The organism is Streptomyces sp. NBC_01549 (assembly GCF_026339955.1).
Lineage (GTDB): Bacteria > Actinomycetota > Actinomycetes > Streptomycetales > Streptomycetaceae > Streptomyces.
Genome location: NZ_JAPEPW010000001.1, coordinates 2,054,993 through 2,073,066, shown reverse-complemented (window position 1 = coordinate 2,073,066; position 18,074 = coordinate 2,054,993). Strand labels below are relative to the sequence as shown.

Sequence of the window (18,074 nt, the reverse complement as noted above, 5' to 3'; positions counted from 1 at the left end):
GCATGCGCGTGCCCGGCTGCAGACTCGACTGAAGAAACGTTCCTTCAGTTGTTCGAAGCGGGATCGCCGCTCCCGGTGGTCGACGCCGCCACCAGCCGGTTGCGCGCCCGCCCCATGAGTTCCTCGCGCTCGTCCTCGGTCAGGCCGCCCCACACGCCGTACGGTTCGCGCACCGCCAGGGCGTGTGCCGCGCACTGGGCGCGTACCGGGCATCTCATGCAGACCTCTTTGGCCGAGTTCTCGCGAGCGCTCCGTGCCGCACCGCGCTCGCCCTCCGGGTGGAAGAAGAGCGAGCTGTCGACCCCGCGGCAGGCCGCGAGGAGCTGCCAGTCCCATAGGTCCGCGTTCGGACCGGGAAGGCGGGAGAAATCTGCCATTACATGTCCCCTTGTCGCCGTTCTGGGCTGCTCTGTGCCCACCGACCGTACATCTACGATCTAAGGAGATGAAAATATGACTCATTGCGAATCTAGCCGCAGACACCAGCAAATGGGAAGAAAACAGGCTGAATGGGGCATAGGTTGTGGTGAAACGTTGAGGGTCCGTTGTGCATGTCTGCGCCGTGTCCACGCCCTCACGTAGAGTGCCGAAGATGACCGACTGCCCCGTAACTCTTTCGAGTGACCATCGTTGAGAGGGCGGAGGCGGTTGAAGGAACAAGCGCTCGGGCAGACGGCAGTTCCGTCGGCGAGTGTCGACCGCACAGATGACGATTCGTACCAGCCTGGAGGCTCAAGGTGACGCGCATCAGCTGCGGAGGGCGGCCATGACATCCGTCCTCGTCTGCGACGACTCCCCGCTTGCCCGAGAGGCGCTCCGCCGCGCGGTGGCGACCGTGCCCGGCGTCGAGCGCGTGACGACGGCAGCCAACGGCGAGGAAGTCCTCCGCCGCTGGGGTGCCGACCGCTCGGACCTGATTCTGATGGACGTACGCATGCCCGGACTGGGTGGCGTCGAGACCGTTCGGCGGCTGTTGTCCGCCGACCCCGGTGCGCGCATCATCATGCTCACCGTGGCCGAGGACCTGGACGGAGTGGCACTCGCCGTCGCCGCCGGGGCCCGCGGCTATCTGCACAAGGACGCCTCCCGCGCGGAGCTGCGTGCGACCGTGACCCAGGCGCTCGCCGACCCCACCTGGCGGCTCGCCCCGCGCAGACTGCGGTCGGCCGAGATGGGCGCGGCGCCGACGCTCACGGCGCGTGAGATCCAGGTGCTGGAAGGCATGAGTCACGGCCGCTCCAACGCCGAGATCGGCCGCGAGCTGTTCCTCTCCGAGGACACCGTGAAGACGCACGCCCGGCGGCTCTTCAAGAAGCTCGGCGCCTCGGACCGCGCGCACGCCGTGGCGCTCGGTTTCCGGTGGGGTCTGGTTCGTTAGGTGAGCCGTCGCGGGGGTACGACGCACCCCGCCTACCTCATGGTGGGCGGGGCCGACAACAGGGCCCGCCGAGTGCCCGCTGCTCGTTTCGCCGCGGATGCCGCATGCTTGAGGTGTGGAGTTCCTCGGGGACGAGTCGGTCGAGCGGAAGGGGAGGGCGACGGAGATGAGTTCCGGCGCACCTGCTCATAACGCTTCGGTGCACAACTATGGACGCGGTGCCACGGACAAGACGACGCCAAGGCACCATGGACCGATGCGCGACGACGAGACGACGGTGATCGGTGCGCTCGTCCATCGCGCGGTCGACGGCGACGAGCAGGCCACGCACGACCTGCTCGCCCGTGTACATCCCTTGGCGTTGCGCTACTGCCGCACCCGCCTCTCCCGACTTCCGGGCGATGCGCGGCACTTCGTCGAGGACCTGGCCCAGGAGGTCTGCGTAGCGGTGCTCCTCGCACTGCCGCGCTACAAGGACACCGGGCGCCCCTTCGAGGCGTTCGTCTTCGCCATCGCCGCGCACAAGGTCGCTGACCTGCAGCGAGCCGCGATGCGCCACCCCGGTTCGACGGCGGTTCCCTCGGACGAGATGCCCGAGCGCCCCGACGACTCCCTCGGCCCGGAGGAGCGCGCCCTCCTCAGCAGCGACGCCGAGTGGGCCAAGAAACTCCTGGCCAACCTCCCCGAGAACCAGCGCGAGCTGCTTCTGCTCCGCATCGCGGTGGGCCTCACGGCCGAGGAGACGGGCCAGATGTTGGGAATGTCACCAGGCGCCGTACGGGTGGCCCAGCACCGCGCACTGAGCCGGTTGCGGGCACTGGCGGAGCAGTAGACGGGCTGGTCGACGGGGCGGTGGTCGGGCCGGCGATCGGGGCTTCGAGGGCCGTTACCGGGTCTCTCCGGGCGGCGGCGTCGCCAAGGAACGGCTCCCGCGGGCGGAGAGCTTGCCCCGGGCGCCGGGATTTCCCCGGCCGGGGTTTCGTTCGGGTGTTGGGTCTCAGGGGCCAGGGTCTTGTCCGGGCGCCGGGAACCCCGAGTCCAGAGCTTCGTTCGGACGCCGGAATCCCCCCAGGCCCGGGCTTCGTCCGGGCGCTGGGATCCCTCGGGTCCAAGTCTTCGTTCGTACGGGCGCCGGGATCGCCGGTCCAGGGCTTCGTCCGGGCGCCGGGTTCTCCCGGTCCATGGCTTCGCCCGGGGCTCGGGCGCCCCGCATCGAGGGCTCGGCCCGGAGGGCGGGTTGCCTCGCATCGGGGGCTCGGCCCGGAGCGCGGGGTGCCTCGCATGAGGGATGCGGCCCGACCGCGGGCCGGTTCCGGTGAGGGTTTCGGGGACGGCGGGCCGGTTCGGGTGAGGGCTTTCGTCCGACGGACGGGGTCCGCGGTCCTTGCCGGGCCGCGATGACTGTCCCTCGCCGTGGAGGTGAGACCCTTTCCGTAAGGGTGAGAACGGACACCATGGATTCCCTCGCCGCCCCTGAAAAGGCCCCCAGGGACCGGGCCCCGGCCCACAACTGAACGGCGTCGCCACCCGGCTCGTACGAACCTACGAAGCCCGAGGGCGATCCGAACCATGGAATGAGAGAGCCTTGCTTCCCGTTAGCATGGACATCCGCACCGATCAAGGCCATTTGGGGAAGGTGTCATGACTGCCAACGTCGACGGAGTGCCCGCCAAATTCGCGACACTCGGGCTGACCTACGACGACGTGCTGCTGCTGCCGGGCGCCTCCGAGGTGCTGCCCAACGCGGTCGACACCTCGTCCCGTATCTCCCGCAACGTACGTGTGAACATCCCGCTGCTCTCCGCGGCGATGGACAAGGTGACCGAGTCGCGCATGGCGATCGCCATGGCCCGGCAGGGAGGCGTCGGCGTACTGCACCGCAACCTCTCCATCGAGGACCAGGTCAACCAGGTCGACCTCGTGAAGCGCTCCGAGTCCGGCATGGTCACCGACCCGATCACGGTGCACCCGGACGCGACGCTGAACGAGGCCGACGCGCTGTGTGCGAAGTTCCGCATCAGCGGTGTCCCCGTCACTGACGGCAGCGGCAAGCTGCTCGGCATCGTCACCAACCGCGACATGGCCTTCGAGACCGACCGGTCGCGCCAGGTGCGCGAGGTCATGACGCCGATGCCCCTGGTCACCGGCAAGGTCGGCATCTCCGGCACCGACGCCATGGAGCTGCTGCGCCGCCACAAGATCGAGAAGCTTCCGCTGGTCGACGACGCGGGCGTTCTCAAGGGCCTCATCACGGTCAAGGACTTCGTGAAGGCCGAGAAGTACCCGAACGCCGCGAAGGACGCCGAGGGCCGCCTGCTGGTGGGTGCCGCCGTCGGCGCCAGCCCCGAGGCACTGGAGCGTGCTCAGGCGCTGGCCGAGGCCGGGGTGGACTTCCTGATCGTCGACACCTCGCACGGGCACAACAACAACGCGCTCAACTGGATGGCGAAGATCAAGTCGAGCGTGCACGTCGACGTGATCGGCGGCAACGTCGCCACCCGTGACGGTGCCCAGGCCCTGATCGACGCCGGCGTCGACGGAGTCAAGGTGGGCGTGGGCCCCGGCTCGATCTGTACGACCCGTGTGGTCGCCGGCATCGGCGTCCCGCAGGTCACCGCCATCTACGAAGCGGCCCTCGCGGCCCGTGCCGCGGGTGTCCCGGTGATCGGCGACGGTGGTCTGCAGTACTCCGGAGACATCGGCAAGGCGCTGGCCGCCGGTGCCGACACGGTGATGCTCGGCAGCCTCCTGGCGGGCTGTGAGGAGTCGCCCGGCGAGCTGCTCTTCATCAACGGCAAGCAGTTCAAGTCGTACCGCGGCATGGGCTCCCTCGGCGCCATGCAGTCCCGGGGCCAGGGCAGGTCGTACTCGAAGGACCGCTACTTCCAGGCGGACGTGGCCTCCGACGACAAGCTCGTACCCGAGGGCATCGAGGGCCAGGTGCCCTACCGCGGCCCCCTGGCCAACGTGCTGCACCAGCTCGTCGGCGGTCTGCGCCAGACCATGGGGTACGTGGGCGCCGCCACCATCGACGAGATGGAGTCCAAGGGCCGGTTCGTCCGGATCACCTCGGCGGGCCTCAAGGAGAGCCACCCGCACGACATCCAGATGACGGTCGAGGCGCCGAACTACAGCCGTAACGACTAGCCGTACAGGTACATGAGGGCGGTCCCGGAGGTTCCGGGGCCGCCCTTGTCGTAGGTGTCGGGGATACTGGGAGGCGCAGAAACGAAGAGGGAAAGGCCACACACGTGACTGAGATCGAGATCGGGCGCGGCAAGCGCGGCCGCCGGGCGTACGCCTTCGACGACATCGCCGTCGTCCCGAGCCGCCGTACGCGGGACCCGAAGGAGGTCTCGATCGCCTGGCAGATCGACGCCTACCGCTTCGAGCTGCCGTTCCTGGCCGCCCCGATGGACTCGGTCGTCTCCCCGGCCACCGCGATCCGCATCGGCGAGCTGGGCGGCCTGGGCGTACTGAACCTCGAAGGACTGTGGACGCGGTACGAGGACCCGCAGCCGCTGCTCGACGAGATCGCCGAGCTGGACGCGGACACCGCGACCCGCCGCCTCCAGGAGATCTACGCCGCTCCCATCAAGGAGGAGCTGATCGGGCAGCGCATCAAGGAGGTGCGCGACTCCGGCGTCGTCACCGCGGCCGCCCTGTCGCCGCAGCGCACGGCCCAGTTCTCCAAGGCCGTCGTCGACGCGGGCGTGGACATCTTCGTCATCCGCGGTACGACGGTCTCGGCGGAGCACGTCTCCGGTGCCGCCGAGCCGCTGAACCTGAAGCAGTTCATCTACGAGCTCGACGTCCCGGTGATCGTCGGCGGCTGCGCCACGTACACGGCGGCGCTGCACTTGATGCGCACGGGCGCGGCCGGTGTCCTGGTCGGCTTCGGCGGCGGCGCCGCGCACACCACGCGCAACGTGCTGGGCATCCAGGTCCCGATGGCGACCGCCGTCGCCGACGTGGCCGCGGCCCGCCGCGACTACATGGACGAGTCCGGCGGCCGCTATGTGCACGTGATCGCGGACGGCGGTGTCGGCTGGTCCGGCGACCTCCCCAAGGCGATCGCGTGCGGCGCCGACTCGGTGATGATGGGCTCTCCGCTGGCCCGCGCCACCGACGCGCCCGGCAAGGGCCATCACTGGGGCATGGAGGCGGTCAACGAGGAGCTGCCGCGCGGCAAGAAGGTCGACCTCGGCACCGTCGGCACCATCGAGGAGATCCTCACCGGGCCTTCGCACATCCCCGACGGTTCCATGAACATCTTCGGCGCCCTCCGCCGCGCCATGGCCACCACCGGCTACAGCGAGCTCAAGGAGTTCCAGCGCGTCGAGGTGACGGTCGCGGACTCCCAGCACAAGCGTTAGTACTGCAACCGCATCTGGAGAATGTGGCCTCGGCGTTTATAGTGGGAGCGGCGGGCTCGGGCTTGGCTGCGTCGTCGGAAGCGTGACCAGTGCAGATGGTGCTCGTTGCTGTGACAGTGGCGCGTGACGACGACGTGGCCCATCAACCGGCGGATCTCCGGGACGCTGAGGGGTATGAGGTCTTGCTCGTCGTCGAGAGTGCCCCTTTGTGGCTTCTGCGGCGCGGACGGCGGTCAGGTAGGCAAGGGCGGCCATGGCCAGGGTGATGTGGCGGTACCAGGCCCGGTAGAGCCGCACCTGGTAGTGGTCCAGACCGCACTCTCCCTTCGCGGTCTGGAAGCACTCCTCGACCGCCCACCTCGCGGCAGCTACTTTGACCAGGTCTTTCAGTCGGGAGGCGACCGGGCCGTAGCAGACGTAGTAGGCGATCTCGCTCGGGTCGCTGACGCTGCGTCGGGCCAGCACCCAGTGCCCGAAGCCGTTTTCCCAGGACGGGCGGATCGCGACACGCGCCCAGTCGTAGATCCGCTCACCGTGCGCGCCGGCCCCGCCGGAGATTCGTTTCCACCGCTGGCGGGGCAGCGCGGCGACCAACTGGTCCACCCGCGTGTCCGCCCCGTGCGTGGTGATCACAGTGTCGTTGACCTTCGTAGCCAGCACGTGCGCGACCCGACGTTCCTCCAGCCACACTCGCAGGTGCTTGACCTGCCCGTATGCCTCGTCAGCGGTGACCCACGCGAACGGGACACCCGCGTCGATGGCGCGTTGCAGCATCCACTTGAAGTGCTCGTTCTTGGTCGCGAAGGGGACCTCGTCGTCGATCCCGGCCGCGCGGCAGCGGTCACGGTCATCCGTCCAGGAGACGGGGATGTAGAGCTCGCGGTCGATCAACGCCCGCCCCTGGCGGAGGCGTAGGCCAGGAATGTTCCGATCTGGCTGTTCTCCGTGCGGCCGGCTGTGCCGGTGTACTGCCGCTGGACGCCGGCGGACTTGGTGCCCTTCTTCAGGAAGCCGGTGTCGTCGCCGATCAGCACCGCGTCCTTGGCGCCGATGGTCTCCACGACGAAGTCCCGGACATCGTCGCGGACCGCGTTCTCGTCCCAGTCGGAGTGGTTGAGCAGGCGCTGGACGCCGTCGGGGCGCAACTGCCCGACCTGCTCCGACAGCGTCCACCCGTTCTTCTTCTCAAGCGGCGCGAGCAACCCGTTCAGGTAGTCCGACGCCCGCTCGCGGGGCTCCGACCTGCCGAAACGGTGGGCGAACCGGGCATGGAACCCGGCTATCCCCTCGGACCACGACTCGACCTGCTCAACCGTCAACGATTCATCGCACAGTCGGAACAACGAGCCAACCCAGCACCTGTCACGGCAGATGCGGTTGCAGTATTAGCGCCGCCGACTGAGCCGAGGGGCTCGGTCCGGTTCCCGCCCGGTCCGAGCCCCCTCCGAGTGGCCTTCATGCTGAGACAAGCTCAAATGTTGATCAGATACATCGATTCGCTTATCTGTTGTGTCCCTGACATCGGTAGTCTTTGTCCTGCTGCTTGACCAGTAGCAGAACGAGGGGAAATCCGTTGCGATCGACCGGCTTTGCCGTATCCCGTGGCGCACGCGCTGCAGCCATGACCCTTGCCGTGCTCGCGGGCACCATGGGAATGACCGGCGAGGCCAGTGCTGCCTCGAAGACACCGTGCCGGAGCGCGAGGCTCCAGTTCAACCCGGCCTTTTGCGGCATCAAGAGCGTCAAGTATCACGGACTGGTGCAGGGCAAGAATTCCATTGCCATAGTGCAGGGACGAGGCCCCATGACGCTCACGCTGACCGCCATCGAAACCGTGAGCAACACGAAGAGCGCGACGATCACGGTGTCCGCGGAGCCCGTGTCCGCGGCCGTCGGCTTCGATGTCACGAAATCGCGTACGAAGAGCATGGCGGGCAGCTGGAATGTTCCCAGGGGCAAGTTCGGGACCTTGAAGGCGTACCCGCTCTACGAGGATTACTCCTTCAGCGTGTACAGCAAGATTACCGGCAAGGACGTGGGTAAGGGGACGGCTCGTAAGGCGATCGGTTACCGCTACGAGCACTCGGCCAGGTAATTCAGTTGCTCGTTCAAATGCTCGTTCAAACGGCCCGCCGGTTCAACCGGTGGGCCGTTTCGGCATGGTGGGATTCCCGCGTGGGGATCTCGCGGAGAACGCTCACAGCCGGTGCGCCGCCCCCGTGGGCGTGGCGCCCCGGGTGTCCAGCAGCAGTTGTGCTTTCACCGACAGTCCCTGCAGGTCGTACGTGCGGTGCTGCTGGAGCAGGATCGTGAGGTCGGCGTCGGCGGCGGCCTCGTAGAGGGAGTCCGCGCGCGGGACGGGACGGCCGAGCACGTTCCAGGCAGGGACGTGCGGGTCGTGGTAGCTGACGGTCGCGCCGAGCTCCATCAGACGCAGGGCGATCTCGCGGGCGGGCGAGTTCTGTTGGTCGGCGAGGTCGGGCTTGTAGGTGACGCCGAGGAGGAGCACGCGTGCGGCGCGGGCCGACTTCCCGTGCTCGTTGAGGAGCGTGGCGGCACGCTGGATGACGTACTGCGGCATGTGGCTGTTGACGTGCTGGGCCAGTTCGACCATCCGGAGGGTGCGGCCCGAGTGGCCCGTGAGGTCCTGGGCGATGCCGTGGCCGCCGACGCCCGGTCCCGGCCGGAACGCCTGGAATCCGAACGGCTTGGTCTCGGCGCAGCGGATGACGTCCCACAGGTCGACGTTCAGGTCGTGGCAGAGCACGGCCATCTCGTTGACCAGGGCGATGTTGACGTGCCGGTAGTTGGTTTCCAGGAGTTGCACGGTCTCCGCCTCGCGGGGGCCACGCGCGCGTACGACCTTGTCGGTGAGGCGCCCGTAGAAGGTGGCGGCCGACTCGGTGCAGGCGGGGGTGAGGCCGCCGATGACCTTGGGGGTGTTGGCGGGGGTGAAGTCGCGGTTGCCGGGATCGACGCGGCTGGGCGAGTACGCGAGGTGGAAGTCGCGCCCCGCGCGCAGGCCCGAGCCCTCTTCGAGGAGCGGGCGCAGGAAGTCCTCGGTGGTGCCGGGGTGGACCGGCGACTCCAGGATCACGGTGGTGTGCGGGCGCAGCCGTTCGGCCAGGGTGCGGGCGGCCGAGGCCACTTGGCCCAGGTCGGGGGCGCCGTCCGGGCCGGGTGGGGTCGGGGCACAGATGACGGCGGTGCGGACGCGGCCGAGCTCGGCGGGGTTGGTGGTCGGCCGGAAGCCCCCCGAGAGCATCCGGCGCAGTTCGGCGGGGGTGAGTGAGCCGCCTTCCGGCCCGGTTTTGTAGCCGAGCGTGGGGATGCCGGCGGCGACGGCGGCCTGGGCCAAGGGCAGGCCGAGATGTCCGAGTCCGATGACGGCGAGATCTGCGGGCATGGCGTGGGCCGTCCTTCCCAGTAACCGAAGCGGGACAGGTGCGCAAGTCCTGTGGACAGAACGGACGAGCGCAATGTCAGACTAGGAGTAAATATGACCGACTTGCGGTATTGGGCGGGCGAGTTTCCGGGAGTGTTGTCCACAGGCTGAGGACGCGTGGTGGCCGATGACGGACATCGCCGTCAGACTTTGGGACAGGGGGACGTGAGCCGGGCGTCGCCGGACAGGTGCGGCCAACGCGACAGACAGCGGGAGGCAGCGGTGAGGACAGCGAAACTGGGGCCGGCGGAGCGCGCCGAGTCCCTGGCGGGAATGGCCGAGCGTGAGCTGGATGTGCTGGTGGTGGGCGCGGGTGTGGTCGGCGCGGGGACGGCGCTCGACGCCGTGACGCGCGGCCTGTCCACGGGCCTGGTCGAGGCGCGCGACTGGGCGTCGGGCACCTCCAGCAGGTCCAGCAAGCTGATCCACGGCGGCCTGCGCTACCTCGAGATGCTCGACTTCGCCCTCGTGCGCGAGGCCCTGAAGGAGCGCGGGCTCCTGCTGGGGCGCCTAGCACCGCACCTGGTGAAGCCGGTGCCCTTCCTCTACCCGCTCCAGCACAAGGGCTGGGAGCGGATATACGCGGGGACGGGCGTCGCGCTGTACGACGCGATGTCGGTGACGAGCGGGTATGGACGCGGACTGCCCACCCACCGCCATCTGACGCGCCGCCACGCCCTGCTCATAGCGCCCGCCTTGAAGAAGGACGCGCTGGTCGGCGCGTTGCAGTACTACGACGCGCAGGTGGACGACGCCCGCTATGTGGCCACGTTGGTGCGCACGGCGGCGGCGTACGGCGCGAAGGTCGCCAACCGCGCCCGCGTGACCGCTTTCCTGCGCGAGGGTGAGCGCGTGGTCGGCGCCAGGGTGCAGGACGTCGAGGGCGGCGGGGAGTACGAGATCCGCGCCCGGCAGATCGTCAACGCCACGGGCGTGTGGACCGACGACACCCAGGCCATGGTGGGCGAGAGAGGCCAGTTCCACGTACGGGCCTCCAAGGGCATCCACCTGGTCGTGCCGAAGGACCGGATCAACGCCGCGACGGGTCTGATCCTGCGCACGGAGAAGTCCGTCCTCTTCGTGATCCCCTGGGGGCGGCACTGGATCGTCGGCACCACGGACACCGATTGGAACCTGGACAAGGCCCATCCCGCGGCATCCAGCGCTGACATCGACTATCTGCTGGAGCATGTGAACTCGGTGCTCTCGGTGCCCCTGACCCGTGACGACGTGGAGGGCGTGTACGCGGGACTGCGTCCGCTGCTCGCGGGCGAGTCGGACGCCACCAGCAAGCTCTCGCGCGAGCACACCGTGGCCCACCCGGTGCCGGGACTGGTGGTCGTGGCGGGCGGCAAGTACACGACCTACCGGGTGATGGCCAAGGACGCGGTCGACGAGGCGGTGCACGGCCTCGACCAGCGGGTCGCTGAATGCGTCACCGAGGACATCCCCCTGCTCGGGGCCGACGGATACCGGGCGCTGTGGAACGCGCGGGCGCGGATCGCGCAGCGCACCGGGCTCCATGTGGTCCGTGTGGAGCACCTGCTGAATCGGTTCGGTGTGCTGGCCGAGGAGATCCTCGAGCTCATCGCCGCCGACCCCGCGCTGGGCGAACCCCTTCCGGCCGCTGAGGACTACCTCAAGGCCGAGGTCGTCTACGCCGCCTCGCACGAGGGCGCCCGGCACCTGGACGACGTGCTCACCCGGCGCACCCGCATCTCCATCGAGACCTTCGACCGGGGTACGCGCAGTGCCCGCGAGGCCGCCGAGCTGATGGCGCCGGTCCTCGGCTGGGACAAGGACCAGATCGAGCGCGAGGTCGAGCACTACGAGAAGCGGGTGAAGGCGGAGCGGGAGTCGCAGCGTCAGCCCGACGATCTGACGGCGGACGCGGCGCGGCTGGGGGCGCCGGACATCGTGCCGCGCTGATCTGGGGCCGTGTGCCGCGCTCATCGGGCGTCGGGCGGGTGCCGGCCGGCTTCCGCTGTCGGCGGGGCCTGCCCGGTCCCGTGAATGCCACTCGAACGGGTGTAGTGGGCTGGGATCGTTGCTCGAAACCCGTCCGTTCTACTGGGTGCGGGGGCAGAACTCGGCGGCGAGCAGGGCGGGTTCGAGATCGGGGTCCTGGATCCCGTCCGTGTTCACCCGGAGGGTGAGGACACGACGCCCGTCGACGGTGGCCGCGGTGCGCACGTAGCTGCCGGAGATGTGGCCGTCGTGCCCCCACACCGTGGTGCCGCACGACAGTTTCACCGGATACAGCCCCATGCCGTACTGGCCGTGTGCGGTGCGGGTGTCGAGCATCTCGCGCAGTTGGCGGGGCGGGAGCAGGTCGCCCGCGAGCAGGGCCGCGTAGAAGCGGTTCAGGTCGGCGAGCGTGGTGACCAGCTCACCCGCCGCGCCGGCCACGCGCGGGTCGAGCGCGGTCACGTCGGAGCCGTCGGCGGAGTAGGCGCGGCCGTGCGGGGAGGGCAGCGAGGTGCGGGCGCCGGGGAAGGAGGTGCCCGTCAGACGAAGGGGGTTGATGATGCGGCGCTCGGCCTCGGTGGCGTACGAGTGGCCGGTGACCTGGCGGATGACCATGCCGAGCAGGATGAAGTTGGTGTTCGAGTAGGCGAAGTGGCCGCGGGCGGTCGGGGGGTGGGCGAGTGCGATGCGGACGGCCCGGAGCGGGGTGAGGGGGACGGCGCCCTTGGTGTCGTCGGTGAAGTCGTACAGACCGCTGGTGTGGGTGAGCAGGGAGCGGAGTGTCAGACGTCGGCCGTCGTTGCCCGCGCCGCGCACCAGCCCCGGGAGGTGAGCGTCCAGAGAGTCGGACAGGGACAGCCGGTGCTCGGCGGAGAGCTGCAGCACCACGGTCGCGATGAACGTCTTGGTGATGCTGCCCGCGCGGAAGTGGTCGCCGCGGGCGATGCCGTCACCGGCGCGTGCGAAGCGTGAGCCGGAGGCGTCACTGGCGAGCAGGGCGGCGGCGGGAACCTTGCCGCGGGTGACGAGGAGGGGGAGCAGACGGCGGAAGGCACGGGTGGCGTCCGTTGCCGGGGCGATGGGGGAGCGTGAGCCCGTCGGGGCCGCGGACCGGAGCGCGTGTTGGGCGGGGGACATGGCGGAGGGGGAAGGAGCGGCGGTCGGCAGCAGGCGCAGCAGACCGATCGGGGCCATGACCAGGACGGCCAGGGACACGGGTATGACCAGGAGTGTCCGAGGTGTCCGGCGCGCAGGCATCGGCATTCCTTCCTTGTTGCGGCACATCATGGGGGACGGACCTGTGCGCACGAGAGGGGGGTTCGCAGGTGAGGGGCGTGCCGGTTGCCGAGTGGTTGTCGGCCGAAGGGCCCCCTGGGCGCTGAGCGCTTGTCGGGTGAGGGACAATGAAGGCTCTGTCAGGGCGGGTTGCATGAGGGGACGCATGTCGGAGGCGGAGCGGGCGGGAGCATCCCGTCAGGACAAGAGCGAACGTCTCCTCGCCGGGCGGTACCGGCTGGGAGATGTTCTCGGCCGCGGCGGCATGGGCACGGTGTGGCGGGCCCAGGACGAAACGCTGGGCCGCACGGTCGCCGTCAAGGAGCTGCGGTTCCCGTCGAGCATCGACGAGGACGAGAAGCGGCGGCTGATCACACGCACCCTGCGTGAGGCCAAGGCGATCGCGCGGATTCGCAACAACGGCGCGGTGACGGTCTTCGACGTGGTCGACGAGGACAACCGGCCGTGGATCGTGATGGAGCTCGTCGAGGGCAAGTCCCTCGCCGAGGTCATCCGCGAGGACGGCGTGCTCACGCCGAAGCGCGCCGCCGAGGTCGGGATCGCGATACTCGACGTGCTGCGTTCCGCGCACCGCGAGGGCATCCTGCACCGCGATGTGAAGCCGTCGAACGTGCTGATCTCCACCGACGGCCGGGTCGTGCTGACCGACTTCGGTATCGCGCAGGTCGAGGGCGACCCGTCCATCACCTCGACGGGCATGCTCGTGGGCGCGCCCTCGTACATCTCGCCGGAGCGGGCGCGCGGGCACAAGCCCGGCCCCGCGGCCGACCTCTGGTCGCTGGGCGGGCTGCTGTACGCGTCGGTCGAGGGTGTGCCGCCCTACGACAAGGGTTCCGCGATCGCGACGCTCACCGCGGTGATGACCGAGCCGGTGGAGCAGCCGAAGAACGCGGGCCCGCTGGAGAGCGTGATTTACGGGCTGCTCGCGAAGGACCCCGAGCAGCGGCTCGACAACGAGCGCGCCCGGGCGATGCTCAGCGAGGTGGTCTGCGCCCCCGAGCCCAAGGAGACCGTGCCGGAGCCAGCGGATGCGACGAAGGTCGTGACGCTGCCGCCGGTGCCGGACGAGGGCGCGGGCAAGCAGAGTGCGGGCGGCTCGGGCGGTTCCGGGGCCAAGCGGGGCGAAGAGGCCGGGGAGCGGTTGCGCGGGGCGCTGCGTTCGGTGCGGAAGGTTGCCTCGGCCGCGGGTGCGGCCACGGCGGCGGCCACCGCGGCGGCGACGGCCCGTGCGAAGCCCGGTACCGCGGGCGGGACGGGCGGTGCGGGAAGCGCTGGCGGTACCGGGGCTTCCGGTTCGGTGGGAGTGGCGGGGGCGGCTCCGGTCGCTCCGGAGGATCCGGCGGCTCCCCCGGCTCCGCCGCGCGTGGACGTGTCAAAGCCCGCCGCGGCCCCGGGGAAGTCCGGGGCGGTCGCGCCCGGTCAGGGTGCCAAGGCGGCCGGGGGTTCCCCGAAGCCGGGCGTGCGTGACGGCGCGGCAGCGGGTTCGGGCTCCGGCTCCGTCGGCTCGAGGGGGGCCCTCGGCTCTGCGGGTTCGGGTGGCGCGGGCTCCACAGGTTCCGCGGGTTCCACCACCAGTACGGCCAAGCCTGCCTCCGGGTGGCCCGTGGCGCCCGAGCGGCCGCCGCGGCCCGTGCCGCGGGCGCCGCTCACCGATGTGGTGCCGCGGCGGACCCTGGTGATCATCGCGGTGGTCGTTGCGCTCGCCGTGATCGGGACCGTGCTGGCGCTGACTATCGGTGGCGGTGACGACAGCGGCTCGAAGAGCGGCAAGGGCAGCGACACCAAGGCCGCCGCGTCCAGCGGGGTGACCGCGGGTAGCGGCGGCAAGGGCGCGACCAGCGGCTCTCACACCGACAGCGGCGACAAGAAGGACGGTGGCACGGGGTCGGCGACGGACGGGAGTTCGGGCAGCACGCCGGACACCGACGCGTCCGGCGACGCCGCCGCCACGAACGGGACGAGCGGGACGAGCGGGACGGACGGGACCAGCGGCGACGGCAAGGAGCCGGGCTCCTCGGGCTCCACCGACGTGACGACGTACAAGGCCGGCCAGGGGTTCAAGATCGGGCTGCCCGAGGGGTGGAAGTACCAGTCGACGGACTCCGCGGGAGCCCGGTTCACCGGTCCCGACGGGCAGAAGCTCCTCGTCGGCTGGACGACCACGCCCAAGAGCGACCCCGTGGCGGACTGGACCAACCAGGAGCGGTCCATGGTGCGCCCGCAGTACAAGCGGGTGCACATAGAGAAGGTGAACTACCGCGGTTGGAACACGGCCGACTGGGAGTTCACCTACCAGGACGGTGGCACGAAGTACCGGTCGATCGACCGCGGGTTCGTCGTGAACGATCACCTCGGGTACGGGCTGATGTACACGGCGAAGGCCTCCGACTGGGACAGCCAGCTGCGCAAGGACACTTGGCAGACGCTGACGGCGACGTTCCAGCCGAAGTCGTGAGGCATGGGCCCGAACCCATCGCATGAGGCGCGTGCCCATGTCGTGAGGTTCGGGCCGGTTCGCCCGGGGTGTCTGTTGTAGGGGTCGGTCACGGGGCGATGACATCTCGCATCCCGACTTTGCGGGTTGCCTCCGGCACGTATCGTGAGTGGTTGCGGACCGTACGAAGCCGTAACGGGCCGCGAAGCGAACGGAATTGACCACCGGGCGGCCGGGGGAGGCATCGTGGACGACTATGCGGGACGGGTACTCGCCGACCGCTACCGCCTGCCGCTGCCGCCCTCCGACGAGTACGAACTCGCCGAGAGCCGGGCCTTCGACACCTACAGTGGGCAGGAAGTCCTCGTCCGGCAGGTGCCGTTGCCGGAGGTCGTCGAGGCGGAGATGCTCGACGCGGACGGGCTCCCCGAGGGGTTCGTCGCGCGGGACGGCGGGGCGCGGCGCGCCTCCGCACGGACCACACGCAGGCCCACCGAACCCGCGGTACGGCGGGCGATCGAGGCGGCGCAGGCCGCCGCGCAGATTCCCGACCACCCCCGGCTGGACCAGGTCTTCGACGTGTTCGCCGAAGGCGGGTCGTTGTGGATAGTGAGTGAGTTGGTGCCCGCGCGGCCGCTGGCCGCGCTGCTCGCCGAGAAGCCGCTGAGCCCCTATCGGGCGGCCGAGGTCGCCGCGGATGTCCTGACCGCGCTGCGGGTGCTGCACGCACACGGATGGGTGCACCGGAACATCACCGTGCGCACGGTGCTCGTCTGCGACGACGGCCGTGTGATGCTGACCGGCCTGGCGGCCGGCGCCGCGGAGGAGGCCCTGAGCGGGTACGACCCGGTGCCGGTACGGGACTTCGAGGGTCCCGGGGGTGAGACGGGCGCGGGCGCCGGCTCACCCCACGCGGGTGCCGGTGCGGATTCCCGAGCGGGTACGGGTACCGGCCCGGTTGTCGGCGTCCCGCGTGGTGCGGCTCGTACGTCCGGCGCCGCGCCCGGTGGAGTGGCCGGAGGTCCGCCCGGCGTGGGAGCCGGTGGTGTGTCCGGCACGGGTTCCGGAGCCTCGTTCGGCGCGGTGGTCGCCAGTGCGCAGGGGGCCGATGCCGAGGCCGCGCGGCGGGCCGCGATCGAGGCGCGGGCCGAGAACGCCACTCCCGTAGGAGAGCCGTCCGCCGACGGCGGGGCGGCCCTGGCGCGCAGGGCGCTGGAGGCCGGAGGCGACGCCCGGGCAGCCAGGGCCGGGGCCATCGCCGCGTACCGGGCCGGAGCGCGGGCCGCGGCCCGCGTGCACGAACAGCAGCGGGGTGGCCCGGCGGCACTGTCCGCGCCCCGTCCCGCCCCACCGGCCGACGGCTCCGCGCCGGGGGCCCAGGACTCCGGGCCGGGTGCGGAGCAGCGGCCCCAGACCCCGCCCCCCGGACAGATCGCAGACCCGTACGGTGTCGGTGTCGGGCGCCCCGGCGCGTGGCCCGGCACGCAGCCCCGCCCCGGAACCGGCAGTGGTACCGGCACCGGCCCTGGCGTCGACGGCCCCGGATTCGATGGTCCCGGTCTAGGCCCCGGCCCCGGCGGTGACGGCGGTCAGGGGCGCCCGGCGCTCCCCGGCCCCGCGGCCGGACACGGCGGCGGCCACCGTGGCACCCCGGTCCCCCACGGCACCCAGGGCCTCCAGAACCACGGCACCCCCGCCCTCGTGCCCGGACAGCAGTCCACCCCCGCCCCGACCCCCAACGGCCGTTGGGACGAGCTGGTCGCCGGTGCGCCCCCGCGGCGTGGTCCCGCCACCGCGCTCGCCGCGGAGCGGGCCCGGCAGGTGCGGATGGCCGTCGTCGGTCCGGTGACCGAGCGATGGGCGCCCGAGCAGGCGGGGCCGGTGCACGAGAACTGGCAGCTGGCGGCGCCGATCGGCCCTCAGACGGATCTGTGGGCGCTGGGCGCGCTGCTCTTCCGGGCCGTGCAGGGGCACGCGCCCTACCCGGAGGACAACACCGCGGAGCTGGTACAGCTGGTGTGCGCGGAGCCGCCCGCGTTCGCCGAGGAGTGCGGGCCGCTGCGGCCCGTCGTGGAGTCGCTGCTGCGTCAGGACCCCACAGAGCGGTTGGACTTCGAGGAGCTGAGCGGCTGGCTGCGCTCGCTCGTACGGTCCGCGCCGGAGCCGGAGGCGGGTGCGCACGTAGTCGCCGCGCCGCCCGTCGACCCCAGCCGGCTGCCGATCGTACGGCGCAGGGGCGAGCTCGTCCGCAGACGCCGGGCCGGACTGCCCGCGAACAGCGCGCACGCCCGCCACAAGCGCGCCAAACACGACCGGCCCGACCGGCAGGCGAGGCCGGCCAGGTCGACGGACTCGGCCAAGCCCCGCAAGCTGGGCCGGAACCTGCTTCTGCTGGTCCTGCTCCTGCTGGTCGCGGCGGTCGCGTACGCGATGGTCTTCATGCCGAAGAAGACCGACGCGAACAGCGACGCGAACGGCGAACGGACGGGCTCCGCGGGGCAGGTGAGCCCGGCACCCGGGAACACCGCGGGCACGGGGGCCGACGGCAGCGCCAGCAGCCGGCCGCGCCCCGACCAGACCTCTCCCGGCACGGACACGACCCCTTCGGGCGGCGCCGGTTCGACGACCTCGCAGTCCAACGACCCCACGGTCGCCCAGGGCTTCACCCTTCGCAAGGACTCCGAGGGCTTCCAGATCGCCGTGGCCAACGGCTGGAACCGCACGCCCAAGAACGGGCGCGGCCAGGTCGTCTACTCCCATGGCGACTTCGAGCTCATCGTCGTACCCGGACGGGACAGCACCGTCAAGTACGGCAGCGATCCGCTGACGTACCAGCGGGAGACCGAGAGCGAGCTGCAGCCGTTCCGCGACTCGACCTGGGCCACGTCCAGCGGGATGCGGCGGATCGACGTGGGCGGACGGACCATGGCCGAGGGCCAGTTCACCTGGCAGAACTCCGCCGGGCAGTCACTGTACGTCCGCAATCTCGTGATCGTCGTCGGCGGGCACTACCACGTGGTGCAGGTGCGTGGCCCGGAGGCCGAACGGGACGAGGTCACGAGGCTGTACGAGCAGGCGTCGGCGACGTACCAGGTCACCGGCTGAGCAAGTCCGGTACTCGGCCGGCGAATTTGCCCCGGTACCCGACCCTCGCAGCCGCCCCTCGTAGCCACGTCT

The 18,074-nt window shown here is 70.6% G+C and carries 11 protein-coding genes and 1 pseudogene; 8 read left to right on the top strand and 4 right to left on the bottom strand.

Going from position 1 to position 18,074, the window contains the following annotated elements:
• Positions 1-44 precede the first annotated feature (44 nt).
• Positions 45-377, bottom strand: coding sequence for a WhiB family transcriptional regulator (locus OG819_RS08880; RefSeq protein ID WP_060901471.1), 333 nt, complete (start codon positions 375-377; stop codon positions 45-47).
• A 389-nt stretch (positions 378-766) separates the two neighbouring features.
• Between OG819_RS08880 and OG819_RS08875 the strand changes: the two genes are divergently transcribed.
• From OG819_RS08875 to OG819_RS08860, 4 genes are all read left to right on the top strand, one after another.
• A complete protein-coding gene (locus tag OG819_RS08875; protein WP_003948568.1) occupies positions 767-1,378 on the top strand; it encodes a response regulator transcription factor in 612 nt (203 codons plus the stop codon).
• Between the two features lie 256 nt (positions 1,379-1,634).
• Positions 1,635-2,210 (top strand): sigma-70 family RNA polymerase sigma factor, encoded by a 576-nt coding sequence (locus tag OG819_RS08870; protein WP_030571403.1) that lies wholly within the window; start codon positions 1,635-1,637, stop codon positions 2,208-2,210.
• 809 nt (positions 2,211-3,019) lie between these two features.
• Complete coding sequence (gene guaB, locus OG819_RS08865; RefSeq protein WP_266648845.1) at positions 3,020-4,525, top strand: IMP dehydrogenase; 1,506 nt, start codon at positions 3,020-3,022, stop codon at positions 4,523-4,525.
• Between the two features lie 104 nt (positions 4,526-4,629).
• Positions 4,630-5,754: a GuaB3 family IMP dehydrogenase-related protein gene (locus OG819_RS08860; RefSeq protein WP_168529730.1), complete on the top strand. Its 1,125-nt coding sequence runs from the start codon at positions 4,630-4,632 to the stop codon at positions 5,752-5,754.
• Between the two features lie 36 nt (positions 5,755-5,790).
• Here the strand turns inward: OG819_RS08860 and OG819_RS08855 are convergent.
• Positions 5,791-7,037, bottom strand: a pseudogene (locus tag OG819_RS08855) (IS701 family transposase).
• 338 nt (positions 7,038-7,375) lie between these two features.
• Here OG819_RS08855 and OG819_RS08850 point away from each other — a divergent pair.
• Positions 7,376-7,849: a hypothetical protein gene (locus tag OG819_RS08850; RefSeq protein ID WP_266627647.1), complete on the top strand. Its 474-nt coding sequence runs from the start codon at positions 7,376-7,378 to the stop codon at positions 7,847-7,849.
• Between the two features lie 102 nt (positions 7,850-7,951).
• Here the strand turns inward: OG819_RS08850 and OG819_RS08845 are convergent, their stop codons facing one another.
• The gene (locus OG819_RS08845; RefSeq protein ID WP_266627649.1) at positions 7,952-9,160 is read right to left on the bottom strand and encodes a nucleotide sugar dehydrogenase; all 1,209 of its coding nucleotides are present in this window, start codon (positions 9,158-9,160) and stop codon (positions 7,952-7,954) included.
• A gap of 261 nt (positions 9,161-9,421) precedes the next feature.
• Between OG819_RS08845 and OG819_RS08840 the strand changes: the two genes are divergently transcribed.
• Complete coding sequence (locus OG819_RS08840; protein WP_266648844.1) at positions 9,422-11,128, top strand: glycerol-3-phosphate dehydrogenase/oxidase; 1,707 nt, start codon at positions 9,422-9,424, stop codon at positions 11,126-11,128.
• A gap of 138 nt (positions 11,129-11,266) precedes the next feature.
• On the opposite strand, the gene OG819_RS08835 is transcribed toward OG819_RS08840, so the two are convergent.
• Positions 11,267-12,430, bottom strand: coding sequence for a serine hydrolase domain-containing protein (locus OG819_RS08835; protein ID WP_266648842.1), 1,164 nt, complete (start codon positions 12,428-12,430; stop codon positions 11,267-11,269).
• Positions 12,431-12,608: 178 nt separating this feature from the next.
• Between OG819_RS08835 and OG819_RS08830 the strand changes: the two genes are divergently transcribed.
• Positions 12,609-14,918, top strand: coding sequence for a protein kinase (locus tag OG819_RS08830; RefSeq protein WP_266652638.1), 2,310 nt, complete (start codon positions 12,609-12,611; stop codon positions 14,916-14,918).
• Between the two features lie 225 nt (positions 14,919-15,143).
• Positions 15,144-18,002, top strand: coding sequence for a protein kinase (locus tag OG819_RS08825; protein WP_266648841.1), 2,859 nt, complete (start codon positions 15,144-15,146; stop codon positions 18,000-18,002).
• Positions 18,003-18,074: the final 72 nt, after the last annotated feature.